This is a genomic window from Amycolatopsis rubida, from assembly GCF_900115345.1.
GTDB classification, from domain to species: Bacteria; Actinomycetota; Actinomycetes; order Mycobacteriales; family Pseudonocardiaceae; genus Amycolatopsis; species Amycolatopsis rubida.
Genome location: NZ_FOWC01000002.1, coordinates 24,302 through 42,822 on the forward strand (window position 1 = coordinate 24,302; position 18,521 = coordinate 42,822).

Consider the following 18,521-nt stretch of genomic DNA (forward strand, 5'->3'; position numbering starts at 1 on the left):
CCGCTGGTTCCGCCGAACTTTGCCGGCCGCGGCGGTAGTTCGGGTGAACTTCTGCTTCGCGCCGGGAGGCACGACCGGGATCGGCGGCTCAGGTTGGCGAGGGTGCGGGTCACCGTCTGCGTCCGGGCGAGGCTCGCGATGTGCGGGGTGGCCATCGACGTGCCGGACTCGACCGTCCTTTGTGGTTCACCGCGGCGAGCAGGGCCGGATTGACGAGCACCATGCCCACGCCGCCGGACTCGGCGACAGACCACGATCGTGCCCCTGATCACGCGAAAGCACCCCTATCATCGCCCCCTCCCACGGCCGTGAACGAGATCCTTGGTGGCGTTCACCGCCACTTTTTGGAGGGAAACGTGCACAGATACCGGTTACTAGGCGGCGCCTTGCTGGTCGCGGCGGCCTTGCTCGTCCCGGCCTCGGCCGCGTCCGCCGCGGCAGCCTGCACCTGGCGGCCGACGGCGCTTCCCGTGCCGGGCCGGGGCGGGCTGCCGACCGCGACCGACCACCAGGGCGGCTTCGCCGGGGTCGCCGACACCGCCGACGGCCAGCGGCCGATCGCCTGGAAGAACGGCGCGTACTCCGTCTTCTCCGGGATCGGCGACCGGCTCGGCTACGAAGTGGCCAGCGAGAACCGCGCGGGCACGATCGTCGGCACCGCGCGGGTCAGCTTCCCGGGGGTCTCCGTGAGCAGGGCGTTCCGCTCTCGGGGCGACGTGCTGGAGGAACTGCCGAAGCTGGGGAACAACACCAAGGCCGCCGCGCTCGGCATCAACGACGCGGGCGACATCACCGGATACGTCTGGGGCGACAGCAGCGGCCTGACCACGGTGGTGCGCTGGCCCGCCGCGCAACCGGGCACCGTCACCGCGCTCCCCGGCCTGGCTCCGGACCCCACCCAGCCCCAGGCGGTGGACGAGGACGGCTCGGTGCTGCTGCTGCGCGACTCCGGTCTCGCGATCTGGCGAGCCGGCACGATCACCCGCCTCGGCACGCTGCCGGGCCTGCGCTTTCCCGCCGGGAGGGCGTTCTCCAACGGGCGCGTGGCCGGCGACGCCACGTACAACGACAAGAAGGTCGGCGTCTACTGGGACCAGCAGGGCGCGGCGCACGTACTGCCCAAGTCGAGCTACAACCTGTCCAACGGGAACCCGCAGATCGACATCAATCGGGACGGCCTGATCACCGGCCGGATCGACGAGGCACACGGCGGCAACGACTCCAACGGCACCGGCTACGGCGTGTGGCAGCAGGGCGCGTGGGTGTCGAACTTCGGCGACATTACGCGCGACCTCCCGTCCCGGATCGGCGACGACGGCACGGTGGCCGGGGCACGCGCGGACTCCGACGGGACCTACCACCCCTACACCTGGCGCTGTTCCTGATCGCCGGCCGAGCGTCCGGGACGGACCGGTCGCATTCGCGGGGCTTCGGCACGTCCTTCTTGGCCGACCGGCCGCTGAACTGGGTTCCCCGCCCTCCCTCGACGTTGCTCAGGCAGTAGTTCCCCGCTTCCGCCTGGACCCAGCCGGGCCTGCCCGCGACACCCACCCGCCACTTGCCCGCTCCTGGCACCCCGACGCCCGCGTCGGCCCCGGTCTCCTTCCACGGGCGGCCGGGGACGATGCCGGCCAGGTCATGCCGCTGCCGGCGTCCCGCACGACGTCCCATCGCGGGGCTGATCGCGAAACCCGCCTCCGCCAAACACCCGGACCTTCGCATAGCCCGGCCTCGTTGGGGTATCCCTCCGGAGAACCGCGGTTTCCCGGCGAACGGTCAGGAGGGCTCCATGCTGGCACTGCTCGGTCTGCTTCTGGTGATCTGGCTGGTGTGCATCGTGCTCGGGGTGGTGATCAAAGGCCTGTTCTGGCTCGTCGTCGTGGGCGCGGTCCTGTTCCTGGCGACCGCCGCGGTCGGCTTCGTCAAACGGGCCGCGCTCGGCCGGGGGCGCTGACCCGCTCCGGCCCGGTCGAAACCTGCGCCCGGCGAGACGATCGCAACACCGATCGCCACCACGGCCGGTTTAGGCTGAGGCCATGGCCGACACGACACCGCCGACTCCGCAGGAAGCGTTCGACCTGCTGATGGCAGGCAACCACCGCTTCGTCAGCAGCGCCCCGGAGCACCCCAACCAGGACGCTGCCCGCCGGGCGGCGATCGCGCCTAATCAGCATCCGTTCGCGGTCCTGTTCGGGTGTTCCGACTCGCGCCTCGCCGCCGAGATCATCTTCGACCGCGGCCTCGGCGACCTGTTCGTCGTGCGCACCGCGGGCCAGGTGATCGGCGGGGAGGTCCTGGGCAGCATCGAGTACGGCGTCGACCTGCTGGACTGCCCGCTCGTCGTCGTCCTCGGCCACGATTCGTGCGGTGCCGTCGGCGCGGCGCGCGCGGCTCTCGAAGACGGACTCGCGCCGGTCGGATATGTCCGCGATGTCGTCGAGAAGGTGACACCCAGCGTCCTCGCCGCGCGGGCCGCGGGACGGGTCGAACCGCACGAGATTCTGGCTGAGCACGTCAAGCACACCGTCGACCTGCTGCTGGATCGCTCCCGCGTGCTCGCCGACCGGGTCGCGGACGGCCGGGCCGCTGTGGTCGGCCTGCGTTACCGGCTGGCCGACGGCAGCGCCGAAGTAGTGGCGGCGCGCGGAGTCGACGCCTCCGCCGCCAAGTCGGTGTCCTGACCACGCGCGCTTCGGCCGCGGAACCGGAACCGCGTTCCCCGGGCTACCGTGGCCGATGCGGCGCGCTCAATGGACGGACACCGGGAGGCAGTGCATGCCCGAGCAACCCTTCGCAGGACTCCAGTTCGAGGGCACGCTGTCCACCGACCCGCGGGAAATCGCCTACGCCGCTGCCGACTTCGGCGGGATCGTCTCCCGCCCCCCGTCGGCCGTCGCGCGGGTCAGCTCGTCACGAGATGTCAGCGCGGTCCTCCGTTTCGCCGCGGAGCACGGTTTTTCCGTCACGCCACGAGGACAAGGCCACACCGGCATGGGCCAGGCCCAGTCCGCTTCCGGCATCGTGCTCGACCTCAGTGGTCTCGGTACGGTGCACGACATCAGCGACGACCGCGTAGTCGTCGATGCCGGTGCGACGTGGGCCGAACTCCTGGCGGCCACTCTCCGGCACGGGTTGACGCCCCGCGTCCTCACCGACTATCTCGGCCTCTCCGTCGGCGGGACGTTGTCCGTCGGCGGGATCGGCGGCACGAGTCACCGGTACGGGGCGCAGACCGACAACGTGCTGTCCCTCGACGTCGTCACCGGCGACGGGGTACTGCGGACCTGTTCACCGACCGAAGCACCGGACCTTTTCGCAGCAGTGCTCGCCGGGTTCGGGCGATGCGGGGTGATCGTGCGCGCGACCATTCCCCTCATTCCCGCGCCGGCCCGGGTGCGGCGGATCAAGGTTTACTACCCGACCGCGGCCGAACTGCGCGCGCAGCAACGGAAACTCCTCCGCGAGCGCCGGTTCGACTTTCTTCAAGGACAGATCATTCCCGGCGAGGCGGGCTGGCTCCATCTGCTCGACGTCGCCGCTTTCCACACTCCGCCCGCGGAACCGGACGACGCCTTGCTCGACGGCCTCGGCTTCGACGCGGCTCGGGACAAGACCGAAGACCTCAGTTATGCGGAGTTCGCCGCCCGGCTCGACGAAACCGTCGGTTATCTCGAAACCACCGGCGAATGGCGTGCGCCTCATCCCTGGGCCAATCTGTTCCTGCCCGACCGCGCCACCGGCACTTTCCTCGACGGAATCATGTCCGGCCTCACCCGCGCCGACCTGGGAGATTCCGGGCTGATCCTGACCTATCCCGTTCCCGCCGACGTGCTCACCACGCCCCTCTTCCGCGTACCGGACGCGCCGACGGTCTTCCTCGTCGCGGCACTCCGCTACGCGGCGACCGGAGCTGCCGCCGAGCAGATGGTGGAGAGCAATCGTCGCTGGTACGACACTGCCGCGGAACTCGGTGGTACCAGTTATCCAGTGGGCGCGATTCCCTTCACGGAGAACGATTGGCGGAATCATCTCGGTGAAGCGCGTCAATTGATCGCTGAAGCCAAGACCCGCTATGGCCCGCGCGCGACAAGCCGGGAAGCGGAGACGCAGCAAGCCCGGAAACCGTGATTCGGGACTCGCCGGGCAGCGGGTGGGCACGTTCCTCCGGCGCTCACGAGTCCGTGCCCCTGGCTCGGCACCCTGAGCGGCATGGCTTTCCTTCGCCCGGCCGTCGCCGCGCCGGTGCTGGCCACGGTGGCCGTCGCGGCAGCTGGTCGAGTTGCCTGGACAGTGATCGCTGCCGAGTTTCCGCGGCTACGACTGCCTTGGCGAGAAGCCGGCCCAGCGGGGGCCTCATCGTCGTGTCGATCAGCGCCAACGCCATCAACGCGTACCTGTTCGGCGACGAGGACTGCTACTCGCGCGCCCATCTGGTCGACAACCGCCTGGAGCTGTGGCAGGCCTCCGACAAGCACGCGCCCGAATAGCCCGCCAGGGTGCGGATCCGCGCGGTCGTCCCGCTCGCGCCGGTCCACTTCAGTTCCGTCGAGGACGCCGAAAGACACAACCTCGACATCAGTTCGATGACGCGGACCGGGAGATCTGGTCGTTCTTCGCCAGCCGTCTGCGGAAACACGTCGAACGGCGGACGCGCTGAGGCCGGGCCGATGTCCGTGAAGGGCCCCTTGCGGGAATCTGATTCCCGCAAGGGGCCCTTCACAGACCTTCCGCAGCGCCGAAATCAGATGCCCATGCTCGCGCCGAGGCTGTCCAGCGCCTTGGTGACCATGCCCTGGGCAGTCGCGTTCAGGTTGGAGTTGGTGCCGTTCACGACCCAGTCCGAACCGGAGAAGATCACCACCGTCACGCCGTTGTCAACGCCGCCGTCAGTGCCGCTGCTGTTCATGCCGAGCAGCGAAGCCGCCTTCACCGACGCCTCGCCCAATTCTCGCGAGTCGTTGTCCGAAGTGTCCTGGTCGTTCGCGGTCTGCGTGTCGCCGAAGATCGCGCCGATCACCTTGCTCTTGTAGAATATCAGCGCGAACTGACGGCCCTTGATGCCGTGTTCCTTGTAGAAGAAATGCGGGCAAGGGCTCTTCTTGTCGTAGCAGTCGTCGCCGAGGACGTAGAACGGCACATGGTGCGCGCCGAGCGACTTTCCGTTGCTGTCCTTGAAAGTCGTCGAACCCTGGTGGTCGGGATCGGGGTCGGGGTCGCTGCCGTCGGTGTCGACGGCCAGCCCGGAACCGTAGGCGTAGACGCCCTTCGCCACCTGGTAGACGTTGACGTTCTTGGCCCGCGTCATGGTGTTGATGTGCGGTTTGGAATTGACCTTGTTCGCGTCCGTGCTGTTCTTCTTGACGCCGGCCAGCACCTGCGCGGCCGTATAGGACTTGGCGGCGGCATCGGCGGTTTCCGCGTGCGCGGAGTTGACCGCGAGCGGTACGGCGAGCGCCAGAGCGGCGCCGACCACAGCGAAACGCCTACGGGAGGATGACATGACCGGGCGACCTCCAGCCTTCATTAGGAAAACTTCCTAACATAGTGAACCATCCGTGACCGGCCGCTGTCACGAGGTGAGCTGGAGAAAATCCGCAGCGGCCCCCTGGTGCTGGGAATCCACGCGGGACAGGTGCCGCTGACCGGAACTCCCCCCCTCCCGGCGGACTGTCCGTGAGGGCCACCCTCAGGGTGGCCCTCACGGACCAGCGGAGGGGCTAGGAAGCGCAGTAGGACTTCAGCGCGGCGTTGCCGAGCGTGGTCTGGCCTCGGGTCGCCGCTCCGGCCAGATGGTTCTCGTTGGCCGCGACCAGCACCTGCTTGCTGCCGTCGTCGCTGGTCAGCCACAGGTTGTAGTACCCGAGCACGCCGCCGCTGTGATTCCACGCCAGTCCGCAGGCCGTCGGCGACAGGCCGATTCCCAGCCCGTACCGGTTGCCCGCGGTGTCGGCCGGCACCGTCGTCTTCAGCTCGGTCTGCTGCTGCGGCGGCAGGAGCTTTCCGCTCAACAGCGCGCGTTCGAACGTCGCCAGATCGTCCTCTGTGGACACAATGGCGCCCGCGGTACCGAACGCCTGCACATTCGAGACGGTGAAGTCGTTGTAGAACACGCCGAGCGAGATGTAGTAGCCGTTCAGGTGATTGCCGCTCAGGCCGGGGTCGGCGGCCGGGAACGAGGTGTTGCCCAGCCCGAGCGGCTCGAAGACCCGCCGCTGGATCTCGGCGGCCGGTTCGTTCCCGGTCACCGCCTTGATCACCATGCCGGCGAGGACGTAGTTGGTGTTCGAGTAGTGGAACGCCGCGCCCGGCGCGCTCAAGGAGGGATGCGACGTCGCGATGTCCACCAGCGTCTGCGACGGCCACGCCTGGCGCGGATTGGTGTTCGCGACGTAGGAGTCGAGGAACCGCGAGTCGCCCGCGTAGTCCGGCAGCCCGGAGGTTTGGTGCAGCACCTGCCGGACGGTGATCTTGGTTCCGTCGTTCCCGTTGCCGTTCACCGCGCCGGGCAGCCAGCGGGCGACGGTGTCGTCGAGGGAGAGCCTGCCTTCGGCTTCCAATCGCAGCAGGACCGCCGCGGTGAACGCCTTGGTGTCGCTGCCGATCCGGAACTGCGCTTTCGGGTCCGCCGGGGTCTTGGTGGTGAGGTTTCCGTACCCGGCGTGGATGTACTGCGTGCTTTCGCCGTTCCGGACGAGTCCGATCACGCCGGGGTATCCCGCGCTGACGCCGGCCTGGGCTCCCGCTTGGAGGATTTCGGCGGGGGTCTCCGCCGAAGCCGGGCCGGCCAGGCCGGTCAAGGCGGCCGCCACGGCCACCGCGACGGCTCCGAAAGCTTTGCGTCTCATCGCACTCCTCAGCTCGGCGGTCGCCGGGTTCCCGGCGAGAGGCGTGCGCACCGTATTCGCTCTCGATCAAACCTCGATGAATCCTCAGAGCTTGGCCGCGTCCGCGATCGCCCGCGCGAACGGCCGCGGCGCCTCCTGCGGCACGTTGTGCCCGATGCCGTCGAGGATCCGGTGCTCGTACTTTCCGGTGAACCTGGCGCGGTAGCCCCTGCCGTCCTTGGCCGCACCGTCGAAGTCGCTGGCCAGCGTGATCGCCGGGACGCCGATGGTCGCGCCCGCGGCGAGTTTCTGTTCGTGCGCCTCGTACTGCGGTTCGCCGGGGGCGAGACTGAGCCGCCAGCGGTAGTTGTGGATGACGATCGCGACGTGGTCCGGGTTGTCGAACGCCGCGGCGCTGCGGTTGTAGGTCGCGTCGTCGAAATGCCAGGTCGGCGAAGCGGTCTTCCAGATCAGCTTGGCGAAGTCGTGCCGGTTCGCCGCGTAACCCGCGCGGCCGCGCTCGGTCGCGAAGTAGTACTGGTACCACCAGCCCAGTTCGGCGGCCGGGGGCAGCGGCTGGAGGTTCGTCTTGAGGTCGGCGACGATGTACCCGCTGACCGGGACGACCGCCTGGCACCGCTCGGGCCACAGCGCCGCGATCACCGCGGCCGTCCGGGAACCCCAGTCGTATCCGCCGAGGATCGCTTTGCCGATTTTCACCGTGTCCATCAGCGCGACGACGTCGAGCGCGATGGCCGTCTGCTGCCCGTTGCGAACCGTCTCGGCGGACTTGAACACCGTCGGACCGAACCCGCGCAGGAACGGGACGAGCACCCGGAACCCTTGCGCGGCAAGCAAGGGCGCGACATCGGCGTAGCTGTGGGCGTCATACGGCCAGCCGTGCAGGAGGATCACCGGCTTGCCGTCCGCCGGGCCGAATTCGGCGTACGCCATGCTCACGACACCGGCGTCGGCGTGCTTGATCGTGCCCAGCGAGGTGTGCTCGCCCGAACCCGCCCGTAAATCGGGGGCCGCGGGCGGCGAGGAGCAGGCGGCGAGCGAGGTCGCCGCCACCCCGGCCGCGAACACCTGGGTGAATCGTCTCCTGCTGATCATCTGAACTCCTGGGGCAAGACCGTGGGACGGCCTCGACGCTAAGCAGCCCGGCCGCCGCCCGCGCCCGTCGGATGACGCAACCGAGGTAAGTCAGCCGCCGAGTGTCTTCACCGCGTCGGCCAGTTCAGCGCGGGAGCTCACGCCGAGCTTCGGGAAAATCCGGTGCAGATGGGTCCCGACGGTCCGGTGCGAAAGATAGAGCCGCTGCCCGATCTCGCGGTTCGTCAGGCCTTCGGCGGCCAGCTGCGCGATGCTCAGCTCGTGCGGCGTCAACTTGTCGCGGGCGTCTGGGCTCCGGTTCGGGCTCGACTCCCCCGCGCTGCGCAACTCGCGCCGCGCCCGCTCGGCCCACGCCGTCAGGCCGAGCGCGTCGAAAGTCTCCCGTGCGGTACGCAGGTGCGCCCGCGATTCCACGACGCGGCGCTGCCTGCGCAACCACTCGCCGAAGGCCAGGTGGACCCGGCCGCGTTCGGCAGGCCAACCGCTCAGGTCCGCCCGCAAAGCCTCCGTGAACAGGTCTTCGGCGGTTTTCTTGGCAGCTAGCACGGCCCGCGCGTACCGGAGTCCGATGTGCAACGCCGGCGCCGGAGTCGCGGCGCCCAGCCGCTCCAGCTCAGCCAGGATTTCCCGCATCGCGTCCGCTTGCCCCGCCCGGACGGCGGCTTCGGTCAGCTCCGCGACGCAGTACGCGCGCAGGGCCAGCTGGTAAGCCGGATCGGCGGGGTCGAGCAACCGGCGCAGGTCGGCGAACGCGTCCTCGTACCGGCCTTCGCTCAACGCCACGAGCCCGCGGGCGAGCTGGACGGTGGCCAGCACCGGACGCGCTCCGGCGGCGAGCCCGGCGCGTTCGGCCTCGTCGGCGAGGGCGGTGGCCTGCTTGTGCTCACCGCGAAGCGCGGCGATCTCGGCCTGGACCGCCAGCGCCAGCCCGCCCATGAACGGCTGCCCGGTCTCCCGCGCGAGCCGAACGGCCTCCGCGGCGGACGGCGCGGCCCCGGCCAGGTCGCCGAGCCGGACCCGGCTCCACGCCTGGACGGCCAACGCCCGCGGCAACAACCCGAGCCTGCCCTGCGCCCGCAAGCCCGGCACCGCGGCCGTCGAGAAGCGGGCAGCCAGGTCGAAAGCGCCTACCTGCAAGGACGCACTGCCCAGGTACCGGTCGGTTTCCGGATCCGCCCCGGTCGCGCCCACGAGCACCCGAAGCTGTTCCAGCACTGCGGCGCCTCGCTCGAACGGCGCGACGTACGCGGCGACCGCGATCAGGCGCGGGTCGTCGTCCGGAATGGGCAGCTCGTCAGCGACGTCCAGGAGCGTCCGGCGGGCCGTCGCGCCGGGTTCGGCCCAGAAGCACCGCATCGCCGCGCCCCACAGGATTCGCATCGCGGCGTCGTCCTGCCCGTCGGCGGCGACGGATTCGGCGAGTGCCGCCAGCTCCCCGATCCGGGCGGGATCCTCGCGGACGCCGTCCTCGAAACCGCTGAGCAACTGGCTCGCGGTGGCCCTCCGGCGCGCGGAAAGCGGCCCGTTCCTGGCTTCGCGCACCAGCCGTTCGGCGGTCTCGCGGCGACCGGACACGACCGCCAGTTCGGCGGCTCGCAGCCACCGATCCGCTCGCGCGTCCGGGTCTTCGCTGAGCTGCGCGGCCTGCTCCAGAGCCGCGATCGCCGCGTCCGCCCCGCCTCGCCGCCTCGCTCGGCCGGCGGCCGATTCCAAGGCCGCGGCCACGGTTTCGTCCGGACCGGCGGCTGCCCGCGCTTGGTGCCAGGCGCGCCGATCCGGCTGTTCGCGGACCGTCTCGGCCAGCGCGAGCTGCGCCCGCCGGCGGTCGCTGAGCGTCGCCGCGGCGGGGATGGCCGACCGCATCAGCGGATGCCGGAAGGTGAGGCAACCGACCGCGAACTCGACCAGCCGAGCGTCGACAGCGGGGCTCAGCATCTCGGGTTCGACCGGTGCGCCGAGCAGGACCCCCGTCGCGGCAAGGGTTTCGGCGATCGACCCGGTCTCGTTGAGCGCCGCGACCAGCAGCGCGGCACGGGTGGGTTCCGGCAGCGTCGCGACCCGGGAGGCGAAGGTCCGCGCAAGCCGTTCGGTCAGCGGCAGGACCGGATCGAGCACGTCGAGGTCAGCCACCGCCGCCGGAAGCTCGGTCAGCGCGAGCGGATGGCCCGCGGACTCGGCGAGCAGCCGGGTACGGACCATCGGGTCGAGCCGGGGCGCGACCGAGTCCAGCAGCTCCGCGGCGGCGTCGTCGGGAAGGCGATCGAGCGGCATCAGGGAGAGCCCGGCGTCCAGCAGCGGACCGGAGCCGTCCCGGAGCGTCGCGAGCAGGGCGACCGGTTCGGTCTCGATCCGCCGGGCGAGGAAAGCCAGGACGTCCGCGCTGGCGCGATCGAGCCAGTGGACGTCCTCGGCGACAACCAGCACCGGTTTCGCGGCGGCGCTGTCGGCCAGCAGCGTCAGCGCGGCGAGCCCGACCAGGTAAGCGCTGGGTTCCGGTCCGTCCGCGAGCCCGAGCGCGGTCTCCAGCGCCGTCCGTTGCGGCCCGGGCAACCCGGCCACACCTGCGCGAATGGGGTGCAGAAGCTGGTGCAGCCCGGCGTACGCGAGGTCTTGTTCGGCCACGGCGCCGGTCGTCCGCAGCACCCGCGTCCCCGCGACCGACGCCGCCGCGGCCGCCGCGGCGGCCAGCGCGGACTTCCCGATGCCCGCCTCGCCCCGGATGAGGACGCCGACGCGTCCTGCCGGGCCGTCCACCAGCTCGGTCAGCTCCTTGAGCTCGGCGTCCCGTCCGCGCAGCGTCATGATCCCTGACGATACCGGGAGACGACGTACGTCAACGGCGTCGTCCGACGGGCGCGAGGGGTGCGGCGACTGTCTTAGCTTCAGACGAAAGCGACCCTCCACAAAGGAAAGCGATGAGACGCACCCGAACACTTCTCTCGGCGTTGCCGCTCGCGGCGCTGCTGGCGGCCACCGTCACCCAGCTCGCGCCCAGCGCCGCCGCGGCCGGAACCACCGCCTGCGCCACTGTGCCGGTCACCGCGCCCAGCGGCGCCAAGATCGAATCGGTGCGGGCCGAACCCCAGCCCGGCTACTGCGAAATCACCGTCACGCTCACCCATTTCGGGGCCAATGACCACGTCAAGGTCGGGGTGGCCCTGCCGCAGACGGGCTGGACCGGACGGCTCCAGGCGGTCGGCGGAAGCGCGTACGCCGCCGGGAACTTCGGCGCTCCGCTGGCCCAGGCCGCCAAGGACGGCTACGCGGGCGTGACCACCGACGCCGGCGTCCTGACCGAACTCGACACCTCGTGGGCGCTGACCGCGCCCGGCAAGGTCAACCGGCCGCTGCTGACAAACTTCGCCAGCCGATCGGTGCACGAGGCCGCGCTGCTCGGCAAGGACGTCACCCAGCGGTTCTACCACCGGCCGGTGACCTATTCGTACTGGAACGGCTGCTCGACCGGCGGCCGCCAGGGCTACTCCGAGGCGCAGAACTACCCCGGCGACTTCGACGGCGTCCTGGCGAACGCGCCCGCGGTCCACTGGACGCAGTTCGCGGTCGCGACGCTCTGGCCGCAGGTCGTGATGAATCAGGAGCACGACTTCCCGAGCGCCTGTGTCTTCACCGCGTTCCGGCAGGCCGCGGTCAAGGCGTGCGACGCGGACGACGGCGTCGAAAACGGCATCGTCGACCGGCCGGACGAATGCAGCTACGACCCGCGTTCGCTGATCGGCACGAAGGTCAGCTGCGACGGCGAGGAAATCGCCGTCACCGCCAAGGACGCCGACGTCATGCGCAAGATCTGGGCCGGGCCGGCCGACGAACGCGGCCGGAAGCTGTGGGACGGCCTCCCGAAGGGCGCCGATTTCACCTGGCTGGCCGGAACCGGCGACAGCCCGTACGCCACCGGGTTCCCGGTCGCGGTCAGCTGGGTCCAGTCGTTCGTCGCCAAACAGGCAGGTTTCGACGTCTCGAAGCTCAGCTACGCCCAGTTCGCCCAGGTGTTCCGCCAGTCGGTGCGGGAGTACGACGACGTCATCGGCACCGCCGACCCGGACCTGTCGGCCTTCCACCGGACCGGCGGCAAGCTGCTGACCTTCGTCGGCACGGACGACCAGCTCATCCCGCCCGGCGGCACGCTGCGCTACCGCGCCGAGGTCGAACGGGCGATGGGCGGCTCCCACCGGGTGAACGACTTCTACCGGCTGTTCCTGGCGCCCGGCGTCGAACACTGCGGCGGCGGGACGGGCGCGACGCCCGCGAACCCGCTCGGCGCGCTGGTCGACTGGGTCGAGCACGGCAAGGCCCCGGCCGCCTTGGCGGCCGCGACCGCGGACGGGAAGCGAACCCGCGACCTGTGCGCGTACCCGCGGGTCTCGCGGTACAAGGGCTACGGCGACCCCGCCGTCGCGTCCAGCTACCGCTGCCGCTGACCTGTGCCGTGCGTGCCGACCCCAGCGGCACGCACGGCACTTCCCGCACGACTTACCGCGATGCGGTCACCTGACAGACGCGAAAATGATCAACAGCCGCCTAGGTTTCTTTCCATGCCGCATTTTCTTCGCGCCGCGATCCTCGGTTCAGCCGTTTTGCTGGCGACCGCGTGCTCCGCCTCCGCCGCGCCTCCGGTCGCCTCTGCCCCTCCTCCCGCCGCGGCCCCGGGGTGGCCGCCCGCCCCCGTCGTACCGCTGCCGTCCCAGCCGCCGCCCGCGCTCGCCGTCGACGCGCCCTTGCCGGAGCAGCTCGCGAAGGGCCTGGTCGTCCTGCGCTACCGGGCGGAAAACCTGCGCATCGTCCCGGTCTACGGCCCGGCCGCACTCGAGGTCTCCCCGCGCATCGGCCACATCCACGTCACGGTCGACGACGCGCCATGGCACTGGGCAGACGGGAGCGGGGAACCGCTGATCATCCAGGCGCTGCCGCCCGGCCCGCACAAGGTGTGGATCGGGCTGGCCGACCCGACACACCAGGTCCTGGACAGCAAAACCGTCAGTTTCGTCGTGCCGGTGGGCGGCCACCACTGAGCGGACCGGCAGAATCGAGCGCATGCGACCAGCCGAGCGTGCCCGATGACCGATCTCGTCGACGGCAGGCTCAAGCTGCGCCATCTGCGCTACGTCGTGGCGATCGCCGAACAGGGCTCGCTGGTCGCCGCGGGCGAACGGCTGCACGTCACGCAGCCGGTGCTGACCCGCGGGCTGCGCGAACTCGAGTCGATCCTCAAGGTCGAACTGTTCGAACGCGGCCCGCGCGGGATGACGGCGACGCTGTTCGGCGAGGTCTTCGTCGACCACGCCCGGGCAGTGCTCGCCGAACTCCGCCAGGCCGGGCGGCATCTCGAAGAGCTGGCCGACGGCCACGCCGGCACCGTCACGATCGGGACTTTCCTCGCCGGGGCGAGCGTGTTGCTGCCCCGCGCGGTCGCGCGAGTGAAAGCGGTCGCGCCAGACCTCACCGTCATCATCCGGCACGGCGGCCCGGAAGCGCTGTACGAAGCGCTGCTCGCGGGCGACGTCGACCTGGTCGTCGGCACGCTCGAACCAGCGAGCAACGACCGGCTGCGCCAGCACCACCTCTACTACGAGCCCGCGCGCGTGGTCGCGCGCAGCCAGCATCCCGCGCACCGGCGGCCGGGACTCACGATCGCCGACCTGATCGGCGAGCTCTGGTCGCTGCCGCCCGCCGACAACCCGCAGCGACGGCAGCTGGAGGAACATCTCCTGAGCCGCGGCCTCTCGACCCCGGCCAACCGCATCGAATGCGGTTCGTTCCTGGCCGTGCGCGCGATCGCGCGGGAGACCGACACCCTGGTCGTGATGCCGCAGCTGGTCGCCGAGACCGAACCGGAGCTGGCCGCGCTGCCGATCGACCTGGGCATCGTGGAATCGGTCGGCGTCACGCTGCCCGCGGGCAGGCAGCTCACCCCGACGATGCTGCTCATGATGCGAAAACTGGACGAGGTGGCGGCCGACATCCGGGCGGCGATCACCGGCTATGCCCCACCGACATAGTCGAGCGCCAACGCGGTATTGGACGGGCATGGCCACGCCTCCTAGCGTGTGCGTCATGGAAATGAATTCCTCCTGCCGCACCCCTGCCGGTTCCGGTTCCGCGACGATTACGCGCCCGGTTCCGACAGTCGGCGGAAGTTTCCGGCTGATCGACGATTCCGGCACCGCGGTCACCGAACGGTCCTATTTCGGAAAATACCTGCTCGTCTTTTCGGCATTACGCATTGCCAGACCGTGTGCCCGCCGGCCTCGGCTCGGATCGACCGGGCGCTCGACGAACTCGGGAATCGCGTACAGGCCCTTGACGTAACGGTCTATCCGGAACGCGACACCCCGGAGGCCCTGCGTGCTTTTCTGGCCGCCCGCCGCGTCGGCGAACCGGACGGCCGGCGACCAAGAGAACCTGCGCGACCTGCTCGGCTACGCCGACGCCTACCTGAACCCGGCCCGGGGGAACGGCGGCCTGTTCTACCCGCGCGAGGACTGGTCGTTCGACGAGAACGGCACCATGATCCTCACGGACCGGCTGACCGGCAACGCCCGGCTGAACGTCCAGGACGGGCTGTGGAAGATGTACCACCACCCGTGGACCGCGGAACACTTCCGCGAGCCCGGCGTGACCGCGATCGAGGGCGCGGCCGAGGTTCTCCGTTCCTGGTACGACCGGGAAAAGCCGTTGCTGGCACTGACTTTGCGCCGGGTGGCCGGGAAACCGGCCGACGTGACGCTGCGGATCGGCAACGTCGACCGGCCTTGGAAACTGTTCCGCGACGACGTGCTCGCCGCCGATTCCGCCGGGACGGGATCACCCGGCCCGCGCACCCGGGCCGAGGGGACCGGCCTCGTCGTCAGTCTCCCCCTCGCCGTCCGGACCAATCTGACGCTCTGCTCCTAGAAAAGAGAAAACCGTGAAACTGGCCAATGTGGACGGCCAGGCCGTCCTGCTGACCGCAGCGGACAAGGGAATCGACGTCGCCAGGGCATCCGGCGGCCTCTTCGGCCTCGGCTCCGTTTACCGGAACTGGCCCGAATTCCAGGCTTGGGCGAGAAAGCTCACCGCCGAACCCGACGTCGCCTTCACCCGTGCCCAGCTGGGTCCGCCCTCCCCCGCCCCGCGGCAGATCGTCGCGATCGGGCTCAACTACGACGCGCACGCCGCGGAGTCCGGTTTCGCCGCTCCCGGCGGCCTTCCGCCGGTGTTCACCAAGTTCGTTTCCTCGCTGACCGGTCCCGACGCCGAGGTCGTCCTGCCGCCGGGAGGCAACGTCGACTGGGAGGTGGAACTCGTCGCGGTCGTCGGCCGGACCGCCCACCGCGTCGAGGAAGCCGAAGCGTGGGAGCACATCGCCGGGGTGACGATCGGGCAGGACCTCTCCGAACGCGTCTCGCAGCTGGCCGGCCCGGCCCCGCAGTTCAGCCTCGGCAAGTCTTTCCCGGACTTCGCCCCGGTCGGGCCGTGGCTGGTCACGCCGGACGAACTGGCGGACCGGGACGACCTGGCGCTGTCGTGCGCGGTCGACGGCGAGACCGTGCAGGACAGCCGGACCGGCGAGCTGATCTTCCCGGTCGGGAAGCTGATCTCCGCGCTGTCCCGGACGATCACCCTGTATCCGGGCGATCTCGTGTTCACCGGGACGCCCTCCGGAGTGGGCGTCGGCCGCACGCCGCAACGATTCCTGCGGGCCGGGCAAGAGCTGGTCAGCCGGATCGGCGGCCTCGGCGAAATGCGGCAGACCTTCGTCGCGGAACCGGAGGCCTGACATGGGGATGCACCGGCTGACCCGGGTCACGATGGGCGTGCCGAACGTCGCGGAAACCATTGCCTACTACGCCGATTTCGGACTGACCCACGTCGGCGACGGATCCTTCACCACCCTCGAAGGCGGCGAGCAGCTGCGCGTCCGGCACGCGCCCTACCGGCAGCTGCTCGAACTCGGCGTGGGAGTCGACGACGCCGACGACCTCGCGCGGACCGCGGCGCGCCTGAACCGGCTCGGCGTCGTCTGCACCGAGACCGGCACCGCGGTCTGTGCGATCGAGCCGGTCTCCGGATTCACCGTCCGGGTCGAGATTTCGCCGCGGATCACCCAGCGACCGGTCTTGGCCACGCCGTACAACGGACCCGGCCGCATCGAACGGTCCGGCCGCGCGCCCGGTGTGCTGCGCGAGCACCCGATTCGCCCGAAGAAACTCGGCCACTGCGTCGTGGGCACCACCGATCTCGACGCCACCATGCGCTTTTTCACCGAGGCGCTCGGCTTCAAAGTCAGCGACTACATCGGGAACAAGGGCGCCTTCATGCGCTGCTCGGTCGATCACCACAACGTGCTGGCGCTCGCCGCGCCGGTGAACTTCCTGCACCACACGTCGTGGCAGGTCGACGACATCGACGACGTCGGCCGCGGCGCCGCGGCGATGCTGAGCGGCCATCCCGACCGGCACGTCTGGGGACTCGGCCGCCATCACGCGGGTTCCAATTTCTTCTGGTACCTCAAAGACCCGGCGGGCAACTTCAGCGAGTACTACGCCGACATGGACTGCGTCCCCGAGGACGAGATCTGGACGCCGGAGGTTTTCGAAGGCGCACAGGGCTTGTTCAGCTGGGGCCCGCCCCCGCCGCCGTCGTTCCTCGAACCGGACGACCTCGGCGCGCTCATGACCGGACAGCATTCCCCCGAATAACCCCGAAAAGGAGAAAAATCATGTCCACCGCACTGTACGTTCCGCAGATCCCGGACAACCTGAACATCCGCTTCGTCGAAAACCGCATCGTGGTCGACCGCCCGGCGCAGGAGGTCTACGACTGGGCGACCACCTGGTCGAACCTGCCGAAGTGGCTGCCGATGGCGTCCGGAACCGAAGTCCGGCGCGGCACGGCGGACGTCCCCGCGGAGCTCGGCGACGTGCTGCTCGAAACCATTGTGCCGGACCTGAACGAAAAGCCGAAGCTGTACACCGTCGTCGCGCGGGTCCCGGGCAAACTGTGGACGGTGGTCGGCCGCGACGTGCTCGACGACGGAACCCTGGCGCCGACGATGCACGCGATCGCCACCTTCACCACCTTCGACCTCGGCGACGGGACGACCCTGTTCTGCCGCCTGTTCGAGCGGCTGGTCCCGCCCACCGAACCGGCCGGTCCGCACCCGGTGGAGGACTCGGCCCGCATCCAGCCCGGGCTGGAACTGCTGAAGGCGCACATCGAGGGCACCGCCGCGTAATCCCCTCTCCCGCCGAGTCCGTGAGGGGAACCCTGAGGGAATCTGACCCTCAGGGTTCCCCTCACGGACCTCCGCTCGCTGTCAGGAGACGGTGACCGTCGGGCCTTCCAGCGTCTCGTACGAGTAATTGTCGCCGACGAACTGGTGCTCAATCACATACTGGCCGTGCTGTGCGTTGGCGAAAACCCCGATGGAGAAGGTGAAGGTTTTGCTGCCGTTGACCGGGACGTCGCCCACGTCGTAGCGAATGGTGTTTCCGGCCTGGTAGCACAGCGCGCAGGTGCTGACGTCGAAGAGTTGATTGATCGCGCCGTTCGCCACGCCGAGGCCCAGCTTTCCGCCTTTCAGCGGGTCGGCGTCCGCGTTCGACAGGGTGACCGAGAAGGTCACGGCCGCGCCCGGCGCGACACTGGCCGGGGCGACGCTCACCGTGCTCGACGGCGCCGGGTCGGCGTTCGCGACGGAACCCGCTCCCAGCAGGGCAAGAACACACACCAGTGCGACAACAGCTTTTCTCATGACAGCTGATCACCCGCTCCATTCTCGGCAAAAGGGATTAGCCCGCCCGGCCGTTCGGCGCACCGCTGCTCATTCTTTCGGCCGTACCGCATTTCGCCGCTTTCCAGCCGGATTGACCAGACCTCGGCAGGTCGAGGTAAGCCCGGAAATGATAGCGGGAATCGGGCCGGTTGCGCGAGAACTGTTCGCCGATCGCGTGCCCGGCCAGCTCCGGGGCGTGGCAGCACCGGGCTGACGGCGATGCGTACCCGCCGCTGGTCAGCGTCAACGAGACAGTGCGGATCGCCCGCCGGGACGCGCGTCACCATCCCCGCTCGGCTCGCTGAAACCGGAGGACACCGACCCGGACTCGCCACTGGAGCCCCGGACGCTCGCCGTGGCGCACTGGCAGTTGCTGATCTCCGCGGACCGCATCGCAGCCGGTTTCGCCGACGACGGCAGCAGGATCGGTGTGACCTTCTTCCTCGGCGCTGCCGACGGGACCGTGCTCGCCCAGGCCCGCGCAGCCGCTGCGCCATCGGGGTGCCTGGCGGATTCCTGATCGGCAGGCGGGGCTACGGAATCTTCCGCACCACGCGGGCACGATCGCGCCGGAACGGCCGTGCGACAGTGGCCCAGCCACGCCTTGCTGCCGATCGATCGGAACGGCGGCATTCGCGGTCCCGAATCCGAAAACATTCGCTGAATGCGTTCGCGATTCCGTGGCCTGGCCGAGAACGACACGCTGTTCGGCGGACCGCTGTCGCGCGATTACTACACCACGTACCCGGCGCTGGACCGCAACAGCACGGCCGTGTTCTGGCGAGAAGGGCGGCTCATCACCGTCGATC

The 18,521-nt window shown here is 69.9% G+C and carries 18 protein-coding genes and 1 pseudogene; 14 read left to right on the forward strand and 5 right to left on the reverse strand.

Features of this window, described 5'->3' with window-relative positions; genetic code table 11:
* The first annotated feature begins 356 nt into the window (after window positions 1-356).
* The 5 genes from BM362_RS09015 to BM362_RS49890 all read left to right on the forward strand — a co-directional run bounded on the left by BM362_RS09015 (window position 357) and on the right by BM362_RS49890 (window position 4,487).
* Window positions 357-1,385, forward strand: a complete 1,029-nt coding sequence (locus BM362_RS09015; protein WP_143132395.1) for a hypothetical protein — start codon at window positions 357-359, stop codon at window positions 1,383-1,385.
* Window positions 1,386-1,789: 404 nt separating this feature from the next.
* Entirely contained in the window at window positions 1,790-1,954 is a 165-nt protein-coding gene (locus BM362_RS47310; RefSeq protein ID WP_093572809.1) for a hypothetical protein, read from the forward strand.
* Between the two features lie 82 nt (window positions 1,955-2,036).
* Window positions 2,037-2,681, forward strand: coding sequence for a carbonic anhydrase (locus BM362_RS09025; protein ID WP_067581021.1), 645 nt, complete (start codon window positions 2,037-2,039; stop codon window positions 2,679-2,681).
* A 94-nt stretch (window positions 2,682-2,775) separates the two neighbouring features.
* Entirely contained in the window at window positions 2,776-4,128 is a 1,353-nt protein-coding gene (locus tag BM362_RS09030) for an FAD-binding protein (protein ID WP_167545256.1), read from the forward strand.
* A gap of 233 nt (window positions 4,129-4,361) precedes the next feature.
* Window positions 4,362-4,487, forward strand: coding sequence for a hypothetical protein (locus BM362_RS49890; RefSeq protein ID WP_280142718.1), 126 nt, complete (start codon window positions 4,362-4,364; stop codon window positions 4,485-4,487).
* Window positions 4,488-4,741: 254 nt separating this feature from the next.
* Here the strand turns inward: BM362_RS49890 and BM362_RS09035 are convergent, their stop codons facing one another.
* From BM362_RS09035 to BM362_RS09050, 4 genes are all read right to left on the reverse strand, one after another.
* On the reverse strand, window positions 4,742-5,500 hold the full coding sequence (locus BM362_RS09035; protein WP_244287090.1) for a glycoside hydrolase family 75 protein: 759 nt from the start codon (window positions 5,498-5,500) through the stop codon (window positions 4,742-4,744).
* Between the two features lie 217 nt (window positions 5,501-5,717).
* A complete protein-coding gene (locus BM362_RS09040; RefSeq protein WP_067580972.1) occupies window positions 5,718-6,845 on the reverse strand; it encodes a serine hydrolase domain-containing protein in 1,128 nt (375 codons plus the stop codon).
* 84 nt (window positions 6,846-6,929) lie between these two features.
* Entirely contained in the window at window positions 6,930-7,940 is a 1,011-nt protein-coding gene (locus tag BM362_RS09045) for an alpha/beta fold hydrolase (protein WP_093572812.1), read from the reverse strand.
* A gap of 90 nt (window positions 7,941-8,030) precedes the next feature.
* Entirely contained in the window at window positions 8,031-10,742 is a 2,712-nt protein-coding gene (locus BM362_RS09050) for a helix-turn-helix transcriptional regulator (protein WP_093572813.1), read from the reverse strand.
* A gap of 113 nt (window positions 10,743-10,855) precedes the next feature.
* On the opposite strand from BM362_RS09050, the gene BM362_RS09055 reads away from it, so the two are divergent.
* The 8 genes and pseudogenes from BM362_RS09055 to BM362_RS09085 all read left to right on the forward strand — a co-directional run bounded on the left by BM362_RS09055 (window position 10,856) and on the right by BM362_RS09085 (window position 17,172).
* Entirely contained in the window at window positions 10,856-12,376 is a 1,521-nt protein-coding gene (locus BM362_RS09055) for a tannase/feruloyl esterase family alpha/beta hydrolase (RefSeq protein ID WP_093572814.1), read from the forward strand.
* 114 nt (window positions 12,377-12,490) lie between these two features.
* The gene (locus BM362_RS09060) at window positions 12,491-12,967 is read left to right on the forward strand and encodes a DUF6130 family protein (RefSeq protein ID WP_244287091.1); all 477 of its coding nucleotides are present in this window, start codon (window positions 12,491-12,493) and stop codon (window positions 12,965-12,967) included.
* Between the two features lie 45 nt (window positions 12,968-13,012).
* Entirely contained in the window at window positions 13,013-13,954 is a 942-nt protein-coding gene (locus BM362_RS09065; RefSeq protein WP_093572815.1) for a LysR substrate-binding domain-containing protein, read from the forward strand.
* A gap of 234 nt (window positions 13,955-14,188) precedes the next feature.
* Window positions 14,189-14,257: pseudogene (locus BM362_RS50465) on the forward strand (hypothetical protein); the annotation flags it as partial.
* 43 nt (window positions 14,258-14,300) lie between these two features.
* Window positions 14,301-14,849: a hypothetical protein gene (locus tag BM362_RS48770; protein ID WP_244287092.1), complete on the forward strand. Its 549-nt coding sequence runs from the start codon at window positions 14,301-14,303 to the stop codon at window positions 14,847-14,849.
* Window positions 14,850-14,862: 13 nt separating this feature from the next.
* A complete protein-coding gene (locus BM362_RS09075; RefSeq protein ID WP_093572816.1) occupies window positions 14,863-15,714 on the forward strand; it encodes a fumarylacetoacetate hydrolase family protein in 852 nt (283 codons plus the stop codon).
* A gap of 1 nt (window position 15,715) precedes the next feature.
* A complete protein-coding gene (locus tag BM362_RS09080) occupies window positions 15,716-16,636 on the forward strand; it encodes a VOC family protein (protein WP_093572817.1) in 921 nt (306 codons plus the stop codon).
* A 20-nt stretch (window positions 16,637-16,656) separates the two neighbouring features.
* Window positions 16,657-17,172 carry an SRPBCC family protein gene (locus BM362_RS09085; RefSeq protein ID WP_093572818.1) on the forward strand — a complete coding sequence of 172 codons (516 nt, stop codon included), beginning with the start codon at window positions 16,657-16,659 and terminating at the stop codon, window positions 17,170-17,172.
* Window positions 17,173-17,253: 81 nt separating this feature from the next.
* Here BM362_RS09085 and BM362_RS09090 read toward each other — a convergent pair whose 3' ends face one another.
* Window positions 17,254-17,691 (reverse strand): COG1361 family protein, encoded by a 438-nt coding sequence (locus BM362_RS09090; RefSeq protein WP_143132396.1) that lies wholly within the window; start codon window positions 17,689-17,691, stop codon window positions 17,254-17,256.
* Window positions 17,692-18,067: 376 nt separating this feature from the next.
* Between BM362_RS09090 and BM362_RS47315 the strand changes: the two genes are divergently transcribed.
* The gene (locus tag BM362_RS47315) at window positions 18,068-18,232 is read left to right on the forward strand and encodes a hypothetical protein (protein ID WP_157904885.1); all 165 of its coding nucleotides are present in this window, start codon (window positions 18,068-18,070) and stop codon (window positions 18,230-18,232) included.
* Window positions 18,233-18,521: the final 289 nt, after the last annotated feature.

Coding starts and splice junctions, on each gene's coding strand:
- BM362_RS09055 (WP_093572814.1), top strand. CDS start 10,856: ATGAGACGCACCCGAACACTTCTCTCGGCGTTGCCGCTCGCGGCGCTG.
- BM362_RS09065 (WP_093572815.1), top strand. CDS start 13,013: ATGACCGATCTCGTCGACGGCAGGCTCAAGCTGCGCCATCTGCGCTAC.
- BM362_RS09035 (WP_244287090.1), bottom strand. CDS start 5,500: ATGTCATCCTCCCGTAGGCGTTTCGCTGTGGTCGGCGCCGCTCTGGCG.
- BM362_RS09030 (WP_167545256.1), top strand. CDS start 2,776: ATGCCCGAGCAACCCTTCGCAGGACTCCAGTTCGAGGGCACGCTGTCC.
- BM362_RS09060 (WP_244287091.1), top strand. CDS start 12,491: ATGCCGCATTTTCTTCGCGCCGCGATCCTCGGTTCAGCCGTTTTGCTG.
- BM362_RS09090 (WP_143132396.1), bottom strand. CDS start 17,691: ATGAGAAAAGCTGTTGTCGCACTGGTGTGTGTTCTTGCCCTGCTGGGA.
- BM362_RS09040 (WP_067580972.1), bottom strand. CDS start 6,845: ATGAGACGCAAAGCTTTCGGAGCCGTCGCGGTGGCCGTGGCGGCCGCC.
- BM362_RS47310 (WP_093572809.1), top strand. CDS start 1,790: ATGCTGGCACTGCTCGGTCTGCTTCTGGTGATCTGGCTGGTGTGCATC.
- BM362_RS09025 (WP_067581021.1), top strand. CDS start 2,037: ATGGCCGACACGACACCGCCGACTCCGCAGGAAGCGTTCGACCTGCTG.
- BM362_RS09080 (WP_093572817.1), top strand. CDS start 15,716: ATGGGGATGCACCGGCTGACCCGGGTCACGATGGGCGTGCCGAACGTC.
- BM362_RS09050 (WP_093572813.1), bottom strand. CDS start 10,742: ATGACGCTGCGCGGACGGGACGCCGAGCTCAAGGAGCTGACCGAGCTG.
- BM362_RS09085 (WP_093572818.1), top strand. CDS start 16,657: ATGTCCACCGCACTGTACGTTCCGCAGATCCCGGACAACCTGAACATC.
- BM362_RS09045 (WP_093572812.1), bottom strand. CDS start 7,940: ATGATCAGCAGGAGACGATTCACCCAGGTGTTCGCGGCCGGGGTGGCG.